General features: G+C 68.2%; 16 protein-coding genes. 12 read left to right on the top strand and 4 right to left on the bottom strand.

Annotation, left to right across the window (positions count from 1 at the left end):
* Positions 1-3: 3 nt before the first annotated feature.
* The 5 genes from MMR14E_RS17245 to MMR14E_RS17225 all read left to right on the top strand — a co-directional run bounded on the left by MMR14E_RS17245 (position 4) and on the right by MMR14E_RS17225 (position 7,372).
* Positions 4-810: an ABC transporter permease gene (locus tag MMR14E_RS17245; RefSeq protein WP_331315924.1), complete on the top strand. Its 807-nt coding sequence runs from the start codon at positions 4-6 to the stop codon at positions 808-810.
* Between the two features lie 44 nt (positions 811-854).
* On the top strand, positions 855-1,928 hold the full coding sequence (locus tag MMR14E_RS17240) for an ABC transporter ATP-binding protein (protein WP_331315923.1): 1,074 nt from the start codon (positions 855-857) through the stop codon (positions 1,926-1,928).
* Positions 1,929-1,939: 11 nt separating this feature from the next.
* Positions 1,940-2,911, top strand: a complete 972-nt coding sequence (locus tag MMR14E_RS17235) for a dipeptidase (protein ID WP_331315922.1) — start codon at positions 1,940-1,942, stop codon at positions 2,909-2,911.
* A 31-nt stretch (positions 2,912-2,942) separates the two neighbouring features.
* Positions 2,943-4,073 (top strand): N-methyl-L-tryptophan oxidase, encoded by a 1,131-nt coding sequence (gene solA / locus MMR14E_RS17230; RefSeq protein ID WP_331315920.1) that lies wholly within the window; start codon positions 2,943-2,945, stop codon positions 4,071-4,073.
* A gap of 596 nt (positions 4,074-4,669) precedes the next feature.
* On the top strand, positions 4,670-7,372 hold the full coding sequence (locus MMR14E_RS17225) for an EAL domain-containing protein (RefSeq protein WP_331315918.1): 2,703 nt from the start codon (positions 4,670-4,672) through the stop codon (positions 7,370-7,372).
* Between the two features lie 393 nt (positions 7,373-7,765).
* Here MMR14E_RS17225 and MMR14E_RS17220 read toward each other — a convergent pair whose 3' ends face one another.
* A complete protein-coding gene (locus MMR14E_RS17220; protein WP_331315917.1) occupies positions 7,766-10,927 on the bottom strand; it encodes an efflux RND transporter permease subunit in 3,162 nt (1,053 codons plus the stop codon).
* A gap of 113 nt (positions 10,928-11,040) precedes the next feature.
* Here MMR14E_RS17220 and MMR14E_RS17215 point away from each other — a divergent pair, with 113 nt between their 5' ends.
* Positions 11,041-12,258, top strand: a complete 1,218-nt coding sequence (locus MMR14E_RS17215; protein ID WP_331315915.1) for an efflux RND transporter periplasmic adaptor subunit — start codon at positions 11,041-11,043, stop codon at positions 12,256-12,258.
* Positions 12,191-12,583: a DUF3862 domain-containing protein gene (locus MMR14E_RS17210; protein ID WP_331315914.1), complete on the top strand. Its 393-nt coding sequence runs from the start codon at positions 12,191-12,193 to the stop codon at positions 12,581-12,583. The genes MMR14E_RS17215 and MMR14E_RS17210 overlap by 68 nt, the downstream gene beginning before the upstream one ends.
* Positions 12,584-13,059: 476 nt before the next feature.
* Here MMR14E_RS17210 and MMR14E_RS17205 read toward each other — a convergent pair whose 3' ends face one another.
* The 3 genes from MMR14E_RS17205 to MMR14E_RS17195 all read right to left on the bottom strand — a co-directional run bounded on the left by MMR14E_RS17205 (position 13,060) and on the right by MMR14E_RS17195 (position 15,973).
* Positions 13,060-14,364, bottom strand: coding sequence for a TRAP transporter large permease (locus MMR14E_RS17205; protein ID WP_331315912.1), 1,305 nt, complete (start codon positions 14,362-14,364; stop codon positions 13,060-13,062).
* The gene (locus MMR14E_RS17200; protein ID WP_331315910.1) at positions 14,361-14,915 is read right to left on the bottom strand and encodes a TRAP transporter small permease; all 555 of its coding nucleotides are present in this window, start codon (positions 14,913-14,915) and stop codon (positions 14,361-14,363) included. The genes MMR14E_RS17205 and MMR14E_RS17200 overlap by 4 nt, the downstream gene beginning before the upstream one ends.
* A gap of 80 nt (positions 14,916-14,995) precedes the next feature.
* The gene (locus tag MMR14E_RS17195; protein WP_331315908.1) at positions 14,996-15,973 is read right to left on the bottom strand and encodes a TRAP transporter substrate-binding protein; all 978 of its coding nucleotides are present in this window, start codon (positions 15,971-15,973) and stop codon (positions 14,996-14,998) included.
* A 673-nt stretch (positions 15,974-16,646) separates the two neighbouring features.
* Here MMR14E_RS17195 and MMR14E_RS17190 point away from each other — a divergent pair.
* From MMR14E_RS17190 to MMR14E_RS17170, 5 genes are all read left to right on the top strand, one after another.
* A complete protein-coding gene (locus MMR14E_RS17190; RefSeq protein ID WP_331315906.1) occupies positions 16,647-17,051 on the top strand; it encodes a hypothetical protein in 405 nt (134 codons plus the stop codon).
* Positions 17,052-17,521: 470 nt separating this feature from the next.
* Positions 17,522-18,337: a universal stress protein gene (locus MMR14E_RS17185; RefSeq protein ID WP_331315904.1), complete on the top strand. Its 816-nt coding sequence runs from the start codon at positions 17,522-17,524 to the stop codon at positions 18,335-18,337.
* A gap of 484 nt (positions 18,338-18,821) precedes the next feature.
* Positions 18,822-19,238, top strand: coding sequence for a BA14K family protein (locus MMR14E_RS17180; RefSeq protein WP_331315902.1), 417 nt, complete (start codon positions 18,822-18,824; stop codon positions 19,236-19,238).
* A gap of 696 nt (positions 19,239-19,934) precedes the next feature.
* Complete coding sequence (locus tag MMR14E_RS17175) at positions 19,935-20,390, top strand: hypothetical protein (RefSeq protein WP_331315901.1); 456 nt, start codon at positions 19,935-19,937, stop codon at positions 20,388-20,390.
* 138 nt (positions 20,391-20,528) lie between these two features.
* Positions 20,529-21,053, top strand: coding sequence for a PRC-barrel domain-containing protein (locus MMR14E_RS17170; RefSeq protein WP_331315900.1), 525 nt, complete (start codon positions 20,529-20,531; stop codon positions 21,051-21,053).
* The last annotated feature ends 154 nt before the right edge of the window (positions 21,054-21,207 follow it).

Raw genomic sequence — 21,207 nt, 5'->3', positions numbered from 1 at the left:
GCCATGTCGCGCGCAGGCATCCGCCGGACCTACGGCGCCATCTCGGGCGCGGTCCTCGCTTTCATCGTGCTGCCGCTGGTGGTCATCGTCTGGGTGTCGTTCTTCGCCAACCGCATCCTCGCCTTCCCGGCGAGCGGCTACACCCTCGACTGGTACGCGCGCGCCCTCGACACGGACGCCTTTCGCGACGGCTTCGTCACCAGTGTGGAGACGGCGCTGTTCGCCACGGCGGCGAGCCTCGCCCTCGGCGTGCCGGCGAGCCTCGGCCTGGTGCGCGGCCGCTTCCCCGGCCGCGACGCCGTGCAGGCCCTGCTGCTCGCACCGATGGTCGTGCCCGGCATCGTCGGCGGCGCCGCCCTGTTCATCGCCTTCATCGAGGTCGAGGCGCTGCTCGACATCCAGGTGGCCGGCACGCTCGGCGGCCTGCTCGTGGCGCACACGCTGATCGCGCTGCCCTGGACCATCCGTCTGGTCAGCGCGTCCCTCGCGTCGGCCGATCGGGCGATCGAGGAGGCCGCGGCGAGCCTCGGAGCCGACCCGCTCACCGTGCTGCGGCGCGTGACCCTTCCGGCGATCCGGCCCGCGATCGTCGCGGCCGCCCTGTTCTCCTTCGTGATCTCGTTCATCGATCTGGAGAAGTCGATCTTCCTCGTCGGGCCGGGCCGCACGACGCTGCAGATCGCCCTGGTCAACTACCTCGAATGGAACCTCGACGGGACGGTCGCGGCCGTCGCCGCCGTCCAGATCCTGATCGTCGGGACGGCGCTCCTCGTCAGCGACCGCTACGCGCGTCTCGCCCAAGCCTTCTGAGACGGCCGTCTGAGACGGCCACCTGACAGCCCGGAGATCGGACCATGTCGACGACGGTCGTCCTTCGCTCCCTGATCAAGCGCTACGGCAGCTTCACGGCCGTGGACGACATCACCCTCGATGTGCCCGAGGGCCAGCTCGTCGCCCTGCTCGGACCCTCGGGCTGCGGCAAGACCACGACGCTGCGGATGATCGGCGGGTTCGTCGAGGCGGATGCCGGCAGCATCCTGATCGGCGGCCGCGACGTGACCCGTCTGCCGCCGGCCAAGCGCAACATCGGCTTCGGCTTCCAGAGCTACGCCCTGTTCCCGCACATGAGCATCGCCCAGAACGTCGCCTTCGGCCTGGAGATGCGTCGGCTTCCCCGGGCCGAGATCGCGTCGCGCGTGGCCCGGGCGCTCGACCGGGTGCGCCTGTCGGCGATGGCGGATCGGCTGCCCAAGCAGCTGTCCGGCGGCCAGCAGCAGCGGGTCTCGCTCGCCCGCGCCCTGGTGATCGAGCCCTCGGTGCTGCTCCTCGACGAGCCGCTCTCCAACCTCGACGCGCAGCTGCGCGGGGAGATGAAGCTCGAGATCCGCCAGATCCAGAAGGCGATGGGCATCACCACGATCTTCGTCACGCACGATCAGGACGAGGCGCTCTCGATCGCCGACCGTATCGTCGTGATGCGCGCCGGGCGGATCGAGCAGGACGGCAGCCCGGAGGCGGTGTTCGGTGCGCCACGCTCGCGTTTCGTGGCGGAATTCATGGGCGTGACGAACCTCCTGCCGGGGACGGTGGAGGGACCGGGCACGTTCCGGCTCGCCGACGGCAACGCGATCCGCGTCCCGGTCGCTGGCGCCGGCCGCGGGGCGACGGTCCTGGCGATCCGGCCCGAGCGCGTCCGGATCACGCCCTCCGGCGCGGACACCGAGCCCGACACGCTGGATGCCGAGATCGAGGCGGCGACCTACCGGGGTCTCTCCGTCGAGTACCGGCTGCGGACCCCGTCCGGCCTGTGCCTGACGGCGCGCCGGGCGACCCCTGCAACCGGCGGTCCGGCCATGCTCGAACCCGGCGCGCGCGTTCACGTCGCCGTCCCGCCGGACGCCTGCCACTTCGTCCCTGTCGAACTCTGAGAGGACCCCCCATGGCCATCCGGCACGACGACCTGATCGTGATCGACGGGCTGATCGTCTCCGACTTCGGGCCCGAGGTCTTCGCCGACATGCGACGCGGCGGCATCACGGCGGCCAACTGCACCTGCTCCGTCTGGGAGGATTTCGCCACGACCATGCGGACGATGGCGCGCTGGCGGCGCTGGTTCCGCGAGCACGCCGACCTGATCGCTCCGGTCCACGGCGTCGCCGACATCCACCGCGCGAAGGCGGAGCGCCGCACCGGCATCATCCACGGCTGGCAGAACACCAGCGCGATCGAGGACCGGATCGAGTACCTGGAGCTGTTCCACGCGCTCGGCCTACGGATCGTCCAGCTGACCTACAACACCCAGAACCTCGTCGGCTCGGGCTGCTACGAGTCCCGCGACGGCGGGTTGTCCGATTTCGGCCGCGACGTGCTGGCCGAGATGAACCGCCTCGGCATCCTGTGCGACCTCTCGCATGTCGGACCCAAGACCAGCGAGGACGCGATCCGCGCCTCGCAGCGACGCGTCGCCTACTCCCACTGCCTGCCCGCCGCCCTGAAGGATCATCCGCGCAACAAGACGGACGCGCAGCTGCGCTTCATCGCCGAGCGGGGCGGCTTCGTGGGCGTGACCATGTTCCCGCCGTTCCTGGCCCGGGGCGCGGCCGCGACGATCGAGGACTATCTCGACGCCATCGCGTACGTGATCGATCTGGTCGGCGAAGAGAACACCGGCATCGGCACTGACTTCACCCAGGGCTACGGACAGGCCTTCTTCGACTACATCACCCACGACAAGGGTGACGGTCGCAAGCTCACGGATTTCGGTGAGGTCCTGAACCCCGAAGGCATCCGCGTCATCGGTGACTTCCCGAACCTTACCGCCGCGATGGAGCGGCGCGGCTGGCCCGCCGCCCGCATCGAGCGCGTCATGGGCGGCAACTGGCTCGCCCTGCTCGGCGACGTCTGGGCCTGAGCGCGTCTCGCGCAACTTCGGAGATCTCACGATGTCTGCGAACACCTACGACGTCATCGTGCTCGGCGTCGGCGGCATGGGATCGGCCGCCTGCTGCCATCTCGCCCGCCGGGGCGTCCGGGTCCTGGGCCTCGAGCGCTTCGACATCCCGCACGCCATGGGGTCCTCGCATGGCTTCAACCGGATCATCCGCCTCGCCTACTTCGAGGACCCCTCCTACGTGCCGCTGCTGCGCCGCGCCTACGAGAACTGGCGGGACCTGGAGGGACGCTTCGGCGAGCAACTCCTCTTCATCACCGGCTCGATCGATGCGGGGCCGGAGGGCAGCGCCATGGTCGAGGGCTCGCTCGCGGCCTGCCGGATGCACGACCTCCCGCACCGTCTGCTCGACGGCGCCGAGCTGCGGCGCGTGGCGCCGGGCTACAACCTGCCCGACACGCACCGGGCCGTCCTCCAGCCGGACGGCGGCTTCGTCTCGGCCGAGCGCGCGATCGTCGCGCACGTCACGCAGGCGCAGGCGGCCGGCGCCGAGATCCGGGCGCGGGAGCCGGCGCTGAGCTGGGAGCCGACGGCCTCGGGCGTGCGCGTCCGGACGGAGCGGGGCACCTACGAGGCGGGGCACCTGATTCTCTCGGCGGGCTCGTGGATGGGTGAGTTCGTGCCGCAGCTCAGGACGACCGCGGTGCCCGAGCGGCAGGTGCTCGGGTGGTTCCAGCCGCAGGACCCCGCCCTGTTCGCGCCCGACCGCTTCCCGGTGTTCAACATGGAAGTCGACGAGGGCAAGTTCTACGGCTTCCCGATGTGGCATGTGCCGGGCTTCAAGATCGGCCGCTGGCACCATCTGGGCGAGACGGGCAGCGCCGACGGGCTGTCGCGCGAGTGCAGCGCCCGCGACGAGGAGGTTCTGCGCCCCTGCGTGAGCCGCTATTTCCCGCTCGCGAACGGTCCGACCATGGCGCTTCGCGCCTGTTTTTTCACAAACACACCCGACGAGCACTTCGTGATCGACACGCTGCCGGACCTGCCGCAGGTGGTCGTCGCTTCGCCCTGTTCAGGCCACGGCTACAAATTCTGCAGCGTCGTCGGCGAGGTTCTGGCCGATCTCGCCACGGGCAAGACGCCGGGCTTCGACCTCAGCCTGCACGCGCTCGGCCGATTCTGACCAAGGCTGCAGACGCGCGCAGAGCGAAGCTCTGTGCGGTCAGCGTGACGCGCTCAGACCTCTACGATCCCGTTGCTGGAGAGGTGCGCACCCCTGAATTCGGATCGCCGTCCGCTTGAACCTGACGCCCGTCTTCGCGAGGTGGGCTGCTCATGAGCAGAGTCGTCGTCGCGCCATGAATCGGCTGAACCCGCGAACGTCCGCTCCCGCCCCAGCTACGGGCGGAAGCGGACCGGCGGAAATCCACCCCGAGCGGTCATTCCGCATGCCACCCGACGCGGTCGTTCGGACCGCTATCGGCGTTGCCCGGACGCGGCCGTGTCAGCATAGCAACGATGCATTAGTCGATTGTGTGCGACTTATGTGCGGCGTGGCGCACCCGGCCGCCCCGAGGCCAGCCGCAAGATGGCTCGGATGATCATCTGCCAGAGCCGGTCGCCCTGCTCTGTTTTCTGACGCGGACACGACGACCAAGCTCCACGCGCTGGACGGCAAGAGCCTGAACGTGTGCGAAAGCCTGGAAATTGCGCGCCCAATCGGATCATGCCCCAGTTTTCGCTTCCGTCTTTCGCTTCCGCGCCGGAGAAGTTTGCATAATGAGGGCCGGCACCGCAGTGATGTTCGGATCGCCCGATCGGTCATACGCCGCCCTCGTCACGTCGCTTGTCGTTCTCGCCATCGCGATTGCGTCAGGCGGGATCGTCTTGATCGCCGACATGTACGGTCAGGCGCTGCAGGATACCGAACGCAACCTCGTCGGCCTCTCAACGATCCTCGCTGATCAGGCCGATCGCTCGCTCCAAGCCCTCGAAATCGTTCAAGAAGCCATCATCGGGGATATGGCCGGCGCACAGGTCGCAACGCCCTCAGAGTACGCGGCAGCGGCGAGCCGGCACGACTTACACGAGGCCCTCAGAGCCCGCGTGGCGGCCTTGCCGCAGGTCAACGCGGTCACGATCGTCGATCATACCGGCCGGCTCCTGAACTTCAGCCGCTTCTGGCCGATCCCGAACGTCAACATCGCAGATCGTGATTACTTCAAGGCGCTCGCTTCGGACCCGAAGCTGCAACGGTTCATCAGCCAGCCGGTTCGGAACCGCGGCGACGGTGCCTGGACGATCTACATCGCGCGGAAGGTCACGGCGCCCGACGGGACGTTCCTCGGCCTCGTGCTCGGCGCGATCGAACTCGGTTATTTCGAACGCCTGTACCGGCAGATCGCGCCGACCGACGACGCGGTTGTCTCGGTCTTCCGCCAGGACGGGATGCTGCTCGTCCGCCACCCCTCTCGGGAAAACGTGATCGGAAAGATCCTGCCGACCACGGGGGCCGCGCTGATCGCCCAGAAGAGTCCCCAGGGCGGCGTGATGCGCAACGTGAGCCCTGTCGACGATCAGGAACGCATCATCGCGACGAAGGCGCTGGCCAGCTACCCGCTCATCCTCAGCATCAGTCGCACGACGAAAGCGTGCTTGGCCGCCTTCCGCAGGCAGGCGCTCGCGGTCGGTTCAGCAACAGCCCTCCTTCTGGTTTGCATCGCGGCCCTGTTTCGGCTCTTTCTTCGGGGCGCGAGCGCCGAGCGGCGGATCGCGAGCGCCGAGGAACGCGCCCGCAGCGAGCGCGACTTGCGCGCCCATTACGAACGGTTCGGCGTCGCGCTCGACAACATGGTCCAGGGACTATGCCTCTTCGACGCCGACGCGCGGCTCGTCATCTTGAACGAGCGCTTCGCCGGTCTCTACGCGATCCCCGATCACCTTCGGCAACCCGGCACGAGAGCCGAGGATCTGCGCAGTTTCGTCCTCGCGCAACACCGCGGCGCGGGGGGGGCCTGGGATGAGGTGCTGACGCCACCCTTACCCCGCGTACCTTCGGACACGGCGAGCGTCGTTCATATGGCCGACGATCGGGACATCAGCGTCCTCCGTGTGCTCCTCCCGGACGGAGGCTGGATCTCGACGCATGAAGACATTACGGAGCGCCGTCGGAGCGAAGCGCGTCTGCGCTTCCTCGCGCGGCACGACGTTCTGACCCAATTGCCGAACCGTCTGCATTTCGAGGAGGTCGTCGAGCTCGAACTGGCCGCCAGCGCCGATCGGGCCGGGGATGTGGCCCTTCTCTGTCTCGATCTCGACGGCTTCAAGCAGGTCAACGATCTCTTCGGCCATCCGGCCGGAGACCGCCTGCTGGTCGAGGTCGCCGGACGCCTGAAGGACTTGGTCGGCGCGCGCGGCGCGGTCGCCCGCCTCGGTGGCGACGAATTCGCGGTGCTGGCGACGGATCTCGCGACCACCGGGCAAGCTGCCGCGAGGGCCCAGGCTATCATCGAGGCGATCTCAGCGCCCTACGCCGACGGTGAGCTGCGGTATTCCGTCAGTTGCAGTGTCGGCATCGCCCTCTTCCCGCACGATGGCGACACTTACGAGGCGCTGCTGTCCGCTTCCGATATGGCGCTCGTGCGCGCCAAGAAGGAGAGCAAGGGCACCTACCGCTTTTTCGAGGCGGAGATGGATAAGGTGGCCTTCGAGCGGCAACGATTGGCTCTGGACCTGCGCGCGGCCATCGGGACGGGTCAGTTCGAACTGCACTACCAGCCCCAGTTCAGGGTCGCCTCGGATCGCGCCTGCGGCTTCGAGGCGCTCCTGAGATGGACCCACCCGACCCGCGGAACGATTTCGCCGGCGGAGTTCATCCCCCTGGCCGAGGAGACAGGGGCGATCCTCCCGCTCGGCGAGTGGGTGCTCCGTGAGGCTTGCCGAGAGGCGGTGCGTTGGGCCGTTCCCCTCGGCATCGCCGTCAATCTCTCGATCGCGCAGCTCCAGCAGGCCGCCCTGTGCGACGTCGTCGCTGCAGTGCTCGCGGAGACCGGGCTGAAGGCCGACCGTCTCGAGATCGAGGTGACCGAAAGCCTGTTCCTGAAGGGCTCGGCGCGCGCGCAGGAGATGCTGCGCGACCTGAAGGCGCTCGGCGTGCGCATCTCGATGGATGACTTCGGAACGGGATACTCATCACTTGCCACATTGGAAGCTTTTCCGTTCGACAAGATCAAGATCGATCGGTCGTTCGTGTGGCAGATCGGCGTGACCAGCAAGGGCGGGGCGATCGTCCGGGCAATCCTCAGTCTCGGCGAGAGCTTAGACATTCCGGTCATTGCGGAAGGCGTCGAGACCGAGGGGCAGCTGACCTTCTTACGGCAACACGGTTGTGCGGAGATCCAAGGCTATCTGCGCGGCAAGCCGCAACCGATCGCCTCTTACCGCCCGCTGGTCGATCTCGCCTGTGACCTCCAGGTCGCCTAGCGGAGCTCCGCGTTGCGCCGCCCCAATCAATGATGGCGTGCGCGCAAGCCAGATCGACTGGCCGATTCACGGATCGCGATGCAGAAGATCTCGAAAGATCTCGAAGCGGCGCTCAATCACGATCTATGTACGCGTCACGATCTCGATTCCCGCAATCTCAGCGACGCGTTGAGCCAGACGCCGCCTGTCGGATCACGCTGAGAGCGATCGACCTGCCGATGGACGGCCTGCCCAGATCGGCGTGGAGCGGATATGGATGCCCGTCGGCTTCCCAGCATCGTGGCCCGGAGCGGGCCGACGGACCAGGCAGGAGACGGCCGAGAGCCGCCGGTCGCTCCTCCGGAGCGGACCCTTCTCGAGGGCGGGCACCGCCTTCGGAGCGGCGCCGCCGCTCTACTCGGCAGGCTGAGCCGCGACTCCGCTCCCAGGCGTCTCCCCGGCAGCGTCGCCGCGCCCGAGCAGCCGCTCGAAGGCGACGTAGAAGGTCGGCGTGATGAACAGGGTGATGAAGGTTGCCACGACCAGCCCGCCGATCACCACCGTGCCCATGGAGACGCGGGCATGCGCTCCGGCACCGCTCGCGATGGCCAGCGGGATCGATCCGGTGATGAACGCGAAGGAGGTCATGAGGATCGGGCGCATGCGCAGGCGCGCCGCGTCCTGCGCCGCTTTCAGGGCGTCCTCACCCTGGCGGCGCAGATCCTCCGCGAAGGAGACGAGCAAGATCGAATTCTTGGCGGCCAGCCCCACGAGCAGCAACAACCCGATCTGGCCGAATATGTCGAGTTCGAGCCCGCGCACCGCCAGGAAGCCGATCGCGCCGAAGATCGCGATCGGCGTCGCGAGCAGGATCACGAAGGGCAGGCGCAACGACTCGTACTGCCCGGCGAGCAGCAGGAAGATCATCAGGACGCCGAGCCCGAAGATCAGCGGCGCGTAGCCGCCCGCGACCTTCTCCTGATAGGCGACATCGGTCCATTCCACCGCGTAGTCGCTGGGCAGTCGGCTCTTGGCCAGGGCCTCGACCTCCTTGAGCACCGTGCCGGAACTCGCGCTGGACGCCACCTCGATCGCCACCTCGATGGCCGGATAGGTGTTGTAGGATAGGACCGCGGTGGGCCCGGTGGTGAACTCCGCCCGCACCAGCGAGCCGATCCGCACCGGCGCGCCCCGGCTGTTGAGGACCGGCAGGGCCTCCAGATCCTGGATCGTGCGCCGTCCCGTGGCCTCGCTCTGCACGTAGACCTGATAGACGAAGCCGAAGCGGTTGAAGAGGTTGACGAAGCTCGACCCGACATAGGTCCCGAGCGCGTCGAACAGGTTCTGGAGGGGCACGCCGAGCTGCTCGGCCTTGGCCCGGTCGATCTCCAGGCGGATCTGCGGCACGCCGTAGCTCGTCGTCGGCAGCGCCTGGGCGATGTTGGGGCTCTTCTCCATCTCGTCGATGAAGCGCTGGGCCGCCTCGGCGAGCTTGATGCCGCCCGCGCCGCTGCGGTCCTGGATCTCCAGCGTCAGGCCGCTGCGGGTGCCGAGGCCGGGCAGCGGCGACGGGTTGACCACCCGCACCTTCCCGTCCGGATCGTGCCGGAATTCCTTCTGCACGCGGGCGATGATGGCGTCGGCCGAGGCCGCCCGCTCGCCCCAGGGCTTCAGGACCGGGATCTGGAACCCGTAGAACGGCGCCACCGCGTCGGCGAGGATGCTGCGGCCGACGACGCCGATCGTGTGATCGACCTCCGGCATGTCCCGCAGGCTCCTGCCGAGCCGCTCGACCATCCGGTCGGTGCGCGCCACCGCGGCGCCCTTGGGCAGGGCGACGTCGGCGAAGAAGTAGCCCTGGTCCTCGTTCGGGACGAAGCCGGTCGGGCGCTGCATCACGAGGAGCACGGTGAGCGCCGCGAAGACCGCGAAGGCGAGGCCGACCAGCGCCAGGTGGCGGGTGAGCCGGCCGATGATCGCGGTGAGGAGGCCCGCGGCCCGCTCCAGCGTCCGGTTGAACCAGCGCAGCGGCGCCCTCCACCGACTCCGGTGCGCCCCGGCGCCCTCCGGGCGGTGCTTCAGGATCAGGCCGCAGAGCGCCGGCGTCAGGGTCAGCGAGACCACGGCCGAGATCATCACCGAGATCGCGATGGTCAGGGCGAACTGGTTGTAGAGCTGGCCGGTCAGGCCCGGGATGAAGGCCACCGGCACGAACAGGGCCGCCAGCACCAGGGTGGTGGCGATCACCGGGCCGGCGACCTCGTTCACCGCCTCCCGGGAGGCCGGGCGCGGCTCCATCCCCTCGTCCATCAGCCGCTCGGTATTCTCGACAACGATGATCGCGTCGTCGACCACGAGGCCGACCGCCAGCACCATGCCGAGCAGGCTCAGGGTGTTGAATGAGAAGCCGAGCAGCGCCATCGGCCCGAAGGTCCCGACCAGCGCGACCGGCACCGCGATCGAGGGGATCAGCGTCGCGCGCCAGTTCTGCAGGAACAGGTAGGTGACCACCACGACGAGGATCAGCGCCTCGAACAGGGTGTGCACCACCTCGCGGATCGCCTCCCGGACGAACTCGGTGCGGTCGAGGGCGATCTTGTATCTGAGCCCGGGCGGGAAGCGCCGCGCCAGCTCGGCCATGGTGGCCTTCACGCCGTCCATGACGTGGACGGCGTTGGCGCCGGGCGTCTGGTAGAGGCCGAGCGTCGCCGAGGGCTGCCCGTCGAAGCTCGATCGCACGCCGTACTGCTCCGAACCCAATTCCACCCGCGCCACGTCGCGGACCCGGACCACGGAGCCGTCGGGGTTCGCCCGCAGCAGGATGTTGGCGAATTCCTGGGGCTGGCTGAGCCGTCCCTGGGTCACGACCTGCAGCTCGAAGGCGGTGGGCTTGCCGTCGGTCGGCGGCTTGCCGAGGGAGCCGGTGGTGATCTGCTCGTTCTGCTGGCTCACGGCCTTGATGACCGCGTCGGGGCTGATCGCGAGCGCCTCCATCTTCACCGGATCGAGCCACAGGCGCATGGCGTAGCGCTTCTGGGAGAAGTTCTGGATCCGGCCCATGCCGTCGACCCGGCGCAGTGGCTTGATCACCTGGGTCTCGGCCCAGTTGGCCAGGAACAGCTCGTCGTAGGGCGCGCCCGGATCGGCGTAGAGCACGATGTTGCCGAGCCGCTGGCGGGAGCTCTTCTGGATCTCCAGACCCTGCGCGCGCACCGAGGCCGGAAGCTTCGCCTCGGCCCGGTTGGCGCGGGTCAGCACCTCGGCGGCGGCGGCGTCGAGGTCGGAGCCGATCTCGAAGGTGGCGTCGAGGTTGACGCTGCCGTCGGTGTTGCTGGTCGAGGCGATGTAGAGCAGGTGCTGGGCGCCGTTGATCTCCTGCTCCAGGGGCGTCGTGACCGCGTCGTAGGCCTGCTGCGCGCTGGCACCCGGATAGGTCGCCTGGATGTTGATGATTGGCGGCGCGATCTCGGGGAACTGCGCGATCGGCAGGGTCAGGCCGGCCACGGCGCCGATCAGGGTGATCAGCACCGAGATGACGGCCGCCAGGATCGGCCGGTCGACGAAGCGGGCGAACATCGCACCTCGGCGCTGCGGGGAGGGCCACGAGGACCGGGCGTGCAACGCGAGCGCGTTTGGCGTGTTCCCTGTCCGGTCCGGCGCGCGCAGCGCCGCAAAGGGGAGCGGACGGCGTGCGGGCGGGGGTGCGATACGGATTGCTCGGCTGCGGGGCAGCCCTGGTCCTGGCGGCGGGTGGCTGGTTGGCCCTGGGCCGGCCGCAGCCGTCCGCCGTGATGGCCGCTCTGCCGGGGTCGGACAAGCCCGCCGCGACCGCCGAGACCGAACCGACCCTCGCCGTGACAGTCGTGGCGGCGCGGACGGAATCCGTGCCGATCAGCTTCACCTACACGGGCACGATCATCGCGCCCCAGGACGCGGCCCTGCAGGCCCGGGTGACCGGCAACGTCACCGAGCGTCCCTTCGAGCCGGGCAGCCACGTGAAGAAGGGACAGGTGCTGTTCCGGATCGATCCGCGCCCGTTCCAGGTGGCGCTGGCCCAGGCCAAGGCGCAGGAGGCGCAGGCCAAGGCGCAGCTCCAATTCGCCCAGGCCGAGGTGAGCCGCACCGACACCCTGGCCGACAAGGGCTACGCCTCCGAGCAGCGGCTGCAGCAGCTCCAGTCGAACGCGGCCTCGGCTTCGGCGCAGGTCCAGGGGGCCGAGGCCGCGATTGCCCGGCAGAACCTCAACCTCGACTACGCGGTGGTCAACGCACCCTTCGATGGGCGGGCGAGCCTGTCGATCATCAACCCCGGCGACCTCGTCATCGAGAACCAGACGGAGCTGGTCAGCGTTGTCCAGCTCGACCCCATCGACGTGCAGATGGCCCTGTCTTCCGAGGATTCCGAGGCTCTGCGCGAGGCGATGCAGAACGGGCCCGTGAGCGTGGAGGTGCTGGACGAGGCCGGCAAGCCGGTGCGCGACGCCAAGGTCTACCAGCTCGACAATCGGTTCGATCCCCGCACCGCCCGGCGCCTCGTGCGCGCGCTGCTGCCGAACACCGACGAGCGCTTCCTGCCCGGTCAGTTCGTCCGTGCCCGGGTCAAGACCGGCACCGAGGAGAAGCTCCTGGTCCCGACGGTCGCGCTGTCGGCGCGGCTCGCCCAGCAGATCGTCTACGTCGTGGACGATGAGGGCGTGGTGCGCCAGAAGCCCGTGACCACCGGCGACAGCTTCGGCGACGCGACCGCGATCCTGACCGGGCTCAGGGCCGGCGAGCGGGTGGTGACCGATCACCTCCAGGACATGCGAGAGAACCTCAGAGTGGAGATCCGGTCCGCGGATGCCGGGGCTGCGGTCGAGCCTCAAGCGCCGGACGCCGATCGGCGTGCCGCGGGCAACCCGGGCTGACCGGACGATGCGATTCTCACTCGCTGTCGCACTGGTCTCGGCCCTGCTTCAGATGGCATCCGTCACGCCGATATGGGCCGCATGGCGGACAGGCTGCCGCGTCGACCGCGCGCAGTACGCCTCTCTCGCACGGGGGATGACATATCGGCAGGTGCGCTCCCGTCTGGGGTGCGACGGCCGGCGGGTTTCCCACCTGCTCATCGGGGACGTCCAGCGCGCGACGTATTCCTGGCTCGGGCGCGGATCGTACGGCGCCAATCTCACGATCACATTTCGCAATGACCGGCTCACCGATAAGTCGCAACTCGGCCTGCGCCCGGATTGAGTTATTCTTGCAGTTTTTACTGCCTGTCTGCTCGGCCTGGATGGGGCAGGGGGATGGCTTCCGACACCCCATCGCGCACCTGACCGCAAATAATTGCCGGACAGCCTGGCCCATCCCCCCATCGCGTGAATGATCTCTGGTGGTCAGCGCCATCGGCGCGAGGGTCTGCTGGGAATCCGTGGCGCGACGAGCGGCCTGTCTGGGCATGGGGCGGGCGAAAGCGACGCGGTGCAGGTCCGCCAGGGTGCCGGCACAGCGCTCGGAGTCGTTGACGAGCCTGCGGAAACGGGTGGCCGGCAAAGGAGCGCTCCACGCCCCGACGGCGTGGGTAGACTGCCGTTTGCCGGGTCCGCCGCGGCGCGCCGTGCCGTCCGATGCCCGCCTTCCTCGGGCCGCGGGCGGATCCGGTCACGCTCTCAGGCCCTGCCCGCCGGACGCGCCGGTACCCGCAGCCCCGGCGCGGCCGCGGGCGCCCCTCAACCCCCCGCGGCCGCGCCGTAGAACCAGTGGATCGGCGCCAGGGCGAGCCAGGGCAGGTAGGTGCAGATCAGCAGCACCATGAGCAGCACGCCGATATAGCCGAGATTGACCTTGGTGGTTTCCCAGATGTCCGCCTTGGCGATGGCGCAGGCGGCGATCAGCACGGAGGCCACCGGCGGGGTCTGCTGCCCGATGGCGAGGTTCAGGGTGAGAACCAGCCCGAAATGGACCGGATCGATGCCGACCTGCTGGATCAGCGGCAGCACGATCGGCACCGTCAGGATGATAGCGGCCGCCGAGTGCAGGAACATGCCGAGGATCAGGAACAGGACGTTGAGCAGCAGCAGGACCAGATAGGGATTGGTGGTGTAGCTCTGGATCGACCGGGCGAGGGCCTGCGGCACCTGCGCCTCGGTGAGCAGGACCCCGATCAGCGCCGACGCCGCCACCAACAGCATCACGACCGCGGTCTGGATGGCCGCGTCGACCAGCGCCTTGTAGAGATCTGCCAGGGAGAGTTCGCGGTAGACCAGCGTGGCGATCAGCAGTGCCGCCACGACCGCGACGGCGGCCCCCTCGGTGGCCGTGACGAAGCCGCCGAAGATCCCGCCCAGGATGATGACCGGCAGCATCAGCGCCCAGAGCGCCTCGCGCAGGGCTGTTCCCAGCACCGCCAGCGAGAAGCCCTGCTCGACCGGGAAGTCGTACTTGCGCGCGTAGCCGTAGCTCGCCAAGGCGAGGCCGGCCGCACCGAGCAGACCCGGGAGCAGGCCGGAGATGAACATCTTCACCACCGAGACCTGCGCCATGACGGCGTAGAGGATCATCGGGATCGAGGGGGGAAGGATGATCGCGAGGCTCGCCGACGACGAGGACACCGCTGCGGAGAACTCCTTCGAGTAGCCCCGGCTCTTCATCGCCGGGATCAGGAGCGTGCCCAGGGCTGCCACGCCGGCCACCGCCGAGCCGGAGATCTCTGCGAAGAACATCGAGGCGCCGATGGTCACCATCGCGAGGCCGCCGCGGACGAAGCCCAGCATGGCGGAGGCGAGATTCACCAGCCGCCGCGAGATCGACGACGAGTTCATGATGCCGCCCGCGAAAATGAACAGCGGGATGGCGAGCAGCGGAAAGTTCGTCGCCCCCTCGAACATGACCAGGGCGGCGTTCGGCAGCGAATCGGCTCCTTGCGTGAACCACATGGCGGCCACCGCCACGACGCCCAGCGCCACCGCGATGGGCACGTTCAGGAGCACCATCCCGAACAGGCCGCAGAACATGCAGACCAGGAGTGCGGTCATGACCGGGCCTTCCCGAGTGCGGGTTCCCGCGCCGAGTCGGTCGAGCCCAGCGCTTCCTTCAGTTCATGGTCCTCGAACCCTCCGGTGCGGGCGTCGTGGATCACCTCCGGCAGGCGCAGCAGCTCGGCGACGATGAACAGGACCGAGGCGATCGGGATCACGGACTGCGTGACCGTCTGGGAGACGGCGGGCAGCGACACCAGCGTCGAGCCCTGGAGGACCATGACGACCTCCGTCCCGTAGACGGCCAACAGCAGGAAGAAGCCGATCACGATGGCTTCGGCCACCAGGGTGACGGCGACGCGCAGCCCCGGCGGGAACGCGTTGACGATGCCGGGGAAGCCGATATGCGCCTCGCGATGCGCCGCGAGCGCACTGCCGTAATAGGTGAGCCAGGCGAGCCCGATCGACGCGACCTCATCGTACCAGACCAACGACATACCGAGGAACCGGTAGACGAAGCCCAGGACGAGGATGATCGTCAGCGCCGCCATCAGGAGCGCCGCGATGGCCTCCAGACAGCGGTCGAACCAGCGGCGGACGGTTTGCATGCGTGGGTCTCAGGCTCCCGCGCGATCCCGCCTGGACGGGATCGGGACGTGCAGGGATCGGTATCCGGTGGGGTGGCGGATCAGGATCCGTTGCCGAGGGCCAGCGCCTTGTCGATCAGCTCGCGACCGCCGGAGACGTCCTTGGAGAACTCGTCGTAGACCGGCTTCGACGCGTCGATGAAAGCCTTCTTGTCCGCTTCGTTCACCTGCATGCCCGCCGCCTTGAGCTTGCCGAGCAGGTCGTCGTCGAGTTTGGCGGCGATTTCGAGCGCCCGGGGCTCCATCTCGACGGCGGTCTCCTCCAGTGCCTTGCGCACGTCCTCGGGCAGGCCCTTCCAGCGGCGCCCGGCGATGAGGCAGGCCGGCGTGTAGACGTGGCCGGTGAGCGAGAGGTACTTCTGAACCTCTTGGAAGCGGGCCGGGTAGATCTGCGCCAGGGGGTTCTCCTGGCCATCCATAACGCCGGTCTGGAGCGCCACGAAGACCTCCGAGAACGCCATCGGGCTCGGCGTCGCGTCGTAGGCCTGGAACATCTTCACGCGCCACACGCCCTTCGGCACCCGGAGCTTGATCCCCTTGAGATCCGCGGGCTCCTTGATCGGGCGCTTGCTGTTCGTGATCTGGCGGAACCCGTTCTCCCAGGTGGCGATGATCGTGTAGCCCGCCTTGGCGGCGATGGGCGCGAGGACCGGCTTGATGATCGCGTCGCGGATCTTGGCCGCATGGGCCCGGTCCTTGACGAGGTAGGGCATCTCGAACAGCCCGAATTCGGGCGCCACCGTGGTCATCACCGTCGAGGGCAGGGCGAGATCGAGGGTGCCGAGCTTGAGCTTCTTCAGCATCTCGTCGTCGCTGCCGAGCTGGCTGGACCCGAACACGACCACCTTCGCCTTCCCGGCGAGCTTCGTATTCGCGCGCTGGGCAAATTCCGCGGTCGTCTGATCGAACAGCGAGCCGGGCTCGCCGACATGGCCGAGCTTGACCTCGACCTGGGCAATCGCCGTATTCGCCACGAGTGCCAGCGCGGCGACGAACAGGGTCGTCCTGAAAAGCTTCACGACGCTTCCTCCAAGTGCTTTGCGCGCGGCCGGTTTTTCCGACCTGCTCGCCGTATCCCATCCGGGATCGATCATTTGAGTTTTGAATACAATTCCTCAGATGACAAGCGGTGATTGTCGCCTCGCGCCAGCTCTGTCGTCATCTGCCGTGATTGAAGGTGAGATCGATGCCGGAGCCAAGATCAGCCCCGGCCGTGTGTCCCCGAACGACTGCGATGATGGCCTGCTTTTACTACAAGCAGGTCAGTGGGCGAATATCGGGCCCCGGCGGGTTCGATCGCTCCCGCTCGACAGATCGTCGAGGCGCCTCGATCTGGTCGCCCGCCACCTCAGATTCGTGGTGCAGAACCCTCCCGAATGTCTCGGAGTCGGGAGCTGCCAACGGATGGCCAGCAGATCGCCAGCCGGGCGAAGATCCGTTTCACGCCGGAGATCATAACGGCTGACTCGGTACCGCGGTCTCTCCGTGGCGGCACAGGCGGGAGATTTGTCGCGAGGAGGCACATACATAGCTGGAGAAGACCGCAGTCGTGTCAGGACAAACCTGACATCGGCGCGATCTCGTGTCGGGAGGTACGGCAGCAAGCCTGCCCATATGGCTCCCGCGCCGAGGCGGTGACTGGGCATTAACCGGACCTCACGGATCCGTGATCCGTCCACAATGGGAAGGCTGATGCCGAAGCACTTCACACTCGCGATCCCTCATCATCTGAGCGTCGCCGAAGTCCGGCGCCGCTTGGATCAGCGGCTGGGACCGGTGCTGCGCCGGCTTGAGAAACGAAACGTCCGCGTCGCGACGACGGACTGGTTCGAAGGCAGCCGCACCTTCGCCGCACGCGTGCTCGGCCAAAACCTGAGCGGCAACCTCTGCGTGGCTGCCGACAGTCTCTGGCTCGAAGGGACCCTGCCGTGGTCGATCAGTGCGTTTGCACCGCTCATCCGCGCGTTGGCGACGCACTACGTTGCACACCTCCTCGCCTCGGAAGGAGGAGCTTCAGACGAAGTTGCTCACTTCGGTGGGCGGCCGGGTTCTGCCATGCCAGATTGCCGGTACATCGCGGCCGCGAAGCGCAGCTGAAGCTGGAACAGGATCAAATCGTCGACCAAGGCGCGCCGGATGCCCACGCGCGTGCCAGAGTGGGACGGCGGCACACAATCGGTATCCACCTTGCGCAGCGAACACGCCGTCTGCTGACGAGTGAAGTCGTCCGGATCAGGCGCCGAGCGCGAGACGCCGTCACCAGGACCGCCTCACATTCAGAATGCTTGGCGCTTGCGTCAGCGTAGGCCGACGATTGGACCGCCGATTGCCGGCCAGACACCCCGATTTTCGCGACGATGCGTAGGGGTTATCCTGACGGCAGGACGGGTTCGCACGGACTCGATGCGAACACCAAAACAGTTAGGCTGTCGACGTCCATTCAACGCCCAGCCGGCGATGTCTCCGCTCCGACACTGGCGAAGGCTCATATCTTCGTCCGCGGCGATTGAGCGTCGTCCGATGCTGGGCTTCGCTGCGGATGCTCGCAGGCTCTCTGACAGGTCGTCATGACGCTTTCCAATATCATGGTCAGCCTCGATGCCAGCAGCAGCACTACGGGACGGGTCCGACTGGCCTGCAACCTGGCCAGGCGCTTCGATGCGCGCCTGACCGGCGTTGCGGCGCAGAACCCGCTTCCGATCTCGATCTACGGAAAGGGATCGTACCTGGACAACCAGATCATCGAGACGGCCGCCGCCGGTGCGCGGGATGAGCTGTCCAGACAGGAGGCGGTCTTCCGGGAGATGACCAGCGGTTACGGCAAGGCCCGGTTGCGCGTTTACGAGCGGGAGCCCTTGGAGTGCGTGGTCTCGGAATGCGCGCGCTGCGACCTGCTGGTCGCGCGAGGCCTGGACGACGGCGACCCGGGCGATATCGTCCAGGCGCTGAGCCCGGCCGAGATCATCCTGCGCGCGGGTCGCCCCGTGCTCGTCACACCGTCGGATCTCGATGACCTGCCCCTCAAATGCGCCGTCATCGCATGGAAGGACACGCGCGAGGCCCGGCGTGCCGTCGCGGACGCCTTGCCGCTGCTGCGGGAGGCGGAACGTGTCCTTCTCCTGACTGTCGCCTCGGCGAAGGCGGAGACAAACGCCGGGGCGGCCGAGGCTTACCTGAAGAGCCACGACGTGCGGTGCGAGCGGGTCGAGCTTTCGGAGACGACAAACGTCGTCGAGGCTGTGATCAGGCTCGTCCGAGACGAGGCGGCAGACCTCGTGGTGGCGGGGGCCTACGGGCACTCGAAGATGCGCGAGCTGGTGTTCGGCAGCCTGACCCACGAGCTTCTCACGACGCTTCGCACGCCCTGCCTTTATAGCCATTGAGCGCCGTTCACGTCGGTCGGAGCGGTCGGTCGGAGCGATGGTGCCGCTCCCGGGCGACGAGCGCCGACACGGCCCTCGGGCCTGACCGGTGCCCGCCTGAACCGGCACGATCTCAGTTTGCCGAAGGAGGGCACGGCAGAGGGCTCCCGAAGAGGCGAGCCGAACGAGGACCACAGGTCCCGAGCCCCCGATAAGTCTGGAGCGGAAACGCGAAGGCCGCCCGCCCATGCGGGGCAGGCGGTCACGAAACCGGGGGACGAAGGCCGCGGCGGTTGTCACGGCAGTTTCTGGATACGCGGCAAGTACCGGGAACGCTCCGGTGCCCACCATCAGGGTGCTGACTCCGCAACGGCCGAATCCTCGGCTTCCGAAACGCCCGAACCGAACGTCGGCATCGGTCATCTCATGGGTTCCCGATCCTCAACGCGACTGCCGGCCTATCCGCAGTCAATCCAGCCCTGCGAACCGAAGGACATCGTTCGACATGAAGCTCACTCCCGTCCTTACCGTCGCGGTCCCGGCATTGCTCCTCGCCCAGCCCGCCATGGCCGAGCCGCCCGGAAGCCCGATCGAGGCGTTGTCCGCCGGAGCCCTGCCGACGAGCTACGCCCAGTACCGCCGCTTCGGTCATCGGCACCATCGCTACGGCCGCCCTGACGGGTACCGGCGCGGCTACGGCTACCGCAGGGGGCCTGGTGTCGGTGGCGCCGTCGGCGCGGGTCTCGGCGGCTTGGCCGCCGGGGCGCTCATCGGCGGCGCCATCGCCAATTCGCAGGCGCAGGCCGCCCGGGGCGCGGCGGAGGCCGAGACGGTCGCCGCCTGTGCCCGTCGGTTCCGCTCCTACGACGCGGCGAGCGGCACGTACCTGGGCAACGACGGCGCACGCCACCCTTGCCCCTGACCTTCCGGACCGCTCCACCGCGCTCGCTGATCCGGCGGCGCGATGCGGCCGCCACCCGAAGACACGCTCACCCCAAGGATACCATGCGTCTGCGCACCCTCGTACCGCTCGCCGGCCTGCTGGCACTCGCCGCATGCAAGGACGAGAAGAAGGCGGAGACGCCACCGGCCAGCCCGGTGGCTACCCCTACGACACCGGCACCGGCCAACCCGGCTTCCCCCGTCGCACCGGCACCGGCCGCCGCGCCCCCGGCCGAGAAGCCCGCAGGCCAGTGAGCCGGGGCATCACCTGAGGCGCCGGCGCTCCGGGCACCCGTGCGCCGCGGGAGCGCCGGCGTCTCAGGACCTTATCCGACGGCCTCCAGCGCGCCGGCAACGAGGTCGGAGGCCATCAGCAGGCAGAACGCGGCGAGCATGACCGTCGTGACGGGGGCTCCCCTCTGCGCTGTCAGGGTTGTCCCCACAGGCCTGCGGTCTTCTCCGACTGCAAGCCCGCGCCCCGCACCACAGATCACCTGTCGAGCGGGATGGGCGCCGCCCTCCGAGCCTGAACGGTATCCAGGGCGCGGCGACACCGGCGGCCGAACTGCGGTCGCCGATCCGAACCGTTCCGTAGGCACTTCGACCATCGAGACCGTCCCGCGGCTCAACAGCCAGCCGCGGACGGCCACCCCGAAGCCATCAGGGAGCCGAGTTGATGAAACGCCTTTCGATCGCCCTCGCGGCAGCATCCAGCCTCGTCCTGTTCTCGCCGTCGAGCGAGGCGCGGCCCTTCGGTCGGGGACATGGCTTCGTCGGCCATCACCACGGCGTCCACGGCCACAGGGGGCTGGGCTTCCGGGGCCATCATCGCGGCTTCAGAGGTCATTACCGAGGCTTCCGAGGCCCTCGTCACGGCTTCCGGGGCCATTACCGTGGGTACCGCGGCATCGGCTTCCGTCCGGCGCGCTTCGGCTACGGGCACCACTACGGCCGCTACGGCTACCGCCGCGGCTATCGTAGCCTGGGCCTCGCCGCTGGTTTGGGCTTCGGGCTCGCCGCCGCGGCCGGCCGACCCGCCTATTACGGGGCGTCCTACGGCTACGGGTACCCCTATGCCCCGGTCGGCTACCGCTACGGCTACGGCGTGGGCCGCCCTTACTGCGGCTACTAAGATGCGGGCGAAGCGCGGCGAAGGTCGCTCGGTGCCGGACAAGGCTCCCCTCCGCCACGCGGCCGAATTCGGCTGGCATCGCGCGGTCCACGGACTGCCGGTGCCGGGTCGTCCATGCGAAAATCCGAGGTCCAAGCCATGAAGAACGCACTCATCAGCACCATCGCTGCCAGCGCCCTGTTCGCGATGCCCGCCCTCGCACAGGACAAGCAGGCGGCCCAGCCCGCGAACGACCCGGCGAAGCCGATGGCGATGCCGCCGGCCGCCGGCACCGCGATGCCGGCGGCCCCGAACGGCGGGGCTACGGCCGCCGGGGGCGCGGGCGGAATGACGATGGCCGACACGGCGACCGCCAAGATCAAGTTCGTCACGGCCAAGCCGGCCGAGGTCACGTCCTCGAAGCTCGTGGGCAAGAACCTCTACAACAACAGGAACGAGAATGTCGGCGAGATCGAGGATCTCGTCATCGACAACGGCAAGACGGTGACCGGCGTCGTCGTCAGCGTCGGCGGCTTCCTCGGCATGGGCGAGCGCTACGTGCTGGTCGACCCGTCATCGATCTTCCTGCATCGCGCCGATGGGTCGCTCAAGGCGATGGTGGACACTGACAAGGACGCGCTGAAGAGCGCGCCCGAGTTCAAGTACAGCAAGAAGAACACCTGATCGTTCACGTGTTGGGGGGAGGGGGCACAGGGCGCGCCCCCGAGCTCTACCGGTGTTCGCCCCGCCCAACCGAAAGCAGCTGTCCTGGCCGCAACGGTCAAGCTTGTTCCGCACAGAGGTTTGTCAGTGCGAGCCTGACGCCTGTCGGAGAGAA

The sequence above is a fragment of the Methylobacterium mesophilicum genome (genome assembly GCF_036441335.1).
Classification (GTDB): domain Bacteria; phylum Pseudomonadota; class Alphaproteobacteria; order Rhizobiales; family Beijerinckiaceae; genus Methylobacterium; species Methylobacterium mesophilicum_B.
The sequence above is the reverse complement of the archived record's forward strand: the minus strand, read 5'-3'. Positions and strand labels throughout refer to the sequence as shown.

Coding starts and splice junctions, on each gene's coding strand:
- MMR14E_RS17245 (WP_331315924.1), top strand. CDS start 4: ATGTCGCGCGCAGGCATCCGCCGGACCTACGGCGCCATCTCGGGCGCG.
- MMR14E_RS17240 (WP_331315923.1), top strand. CDS start 855: ATGTCGACGACGGTCGTCCTTCGCTCCCTGATCAAGCGCTACGGCAGC.
- MMR14E_RS17235 (WP_331315922.1), top strand. CDS start 1,940: ATGGCCATCCGGCACGACGACCTGATCGTGATCGACGGGCTGATCGTC.
- solA (WP_331315920.1), top strand. CDS start 2,943: ATGTCTGCGAACACCTACGACGTCATCGTGCTCGGCGTCGGCGGCATG.
- MMR14E_RS17225 (WP_331315918.1), top strand. CDS start 4,670: ATGAGGGCCGGCACCGCAGTGATGTTCGGATCGCCCGATCGGTCATAC.
- MMR14E_RS17220 (WP_331315917.1), bottom strand. CDS start 10,927: ATGTTCGCCCGCTTCGTCGACCGGCCGATCCTGGCGGCCGTCATCTCG.
- MMR14E_RS17210 (WP_331315914.1), top strand. CDS start 12,191: ATGCCGGGGCTGCGGTCGAGCCTCAAGCGCCGGACGCCGATCGGCGTG.
- MMR14E_RS17205 (WP_331315912.1), bottom strand. CDS start 14,364: ATGACCGCACTCCTGGTCTGCATGTTCTGCGGCCTGTTCGGGATGGTG.
- MMR14E_RS17200 (WP_331315910.1), bottom strand. CDS start 14,915: ATGCAAACCGTCCGCCGCTGGTTCGACCGCTGTCTGGAGGCCATCGCG.
- MMR14E_RS17190 (WP_331315906.1), top strand. CDS start 16,647: ATGCCGAAGCACTTCACACTCGCGATCCCTCATCATCTGAGCGTCGCC.
- MMR14E_RS17185 (WP_331315904.1), top strand. CDS start 17,522: ATGACGCTTTCCAATATCATGGTCAGCCTCGATGCCAGCAGCAGCACT.
- MMR14E_RS17180 (WP_331315902.1), top strand. CDS start 18,822: ATGAAGCTCACTCCCGTCCTTACCGTCGCGGTCCCGGCATTGCTCCTC.
- MMR14E_RS17175 (WP_331315901.1), top strand. CDS start 19,935: ATGAAACGCCTTTCGATCGCCCTCGCGGCAGCATCCAGCCTCGTCCTG.
- MMR14E_RS17170 (WP_331315900.1), top strand. CDS start 20,529: ATGAAGAACGCACTCATCAGCACCATCGCTGCCAGCGCCCTGTTCGCG.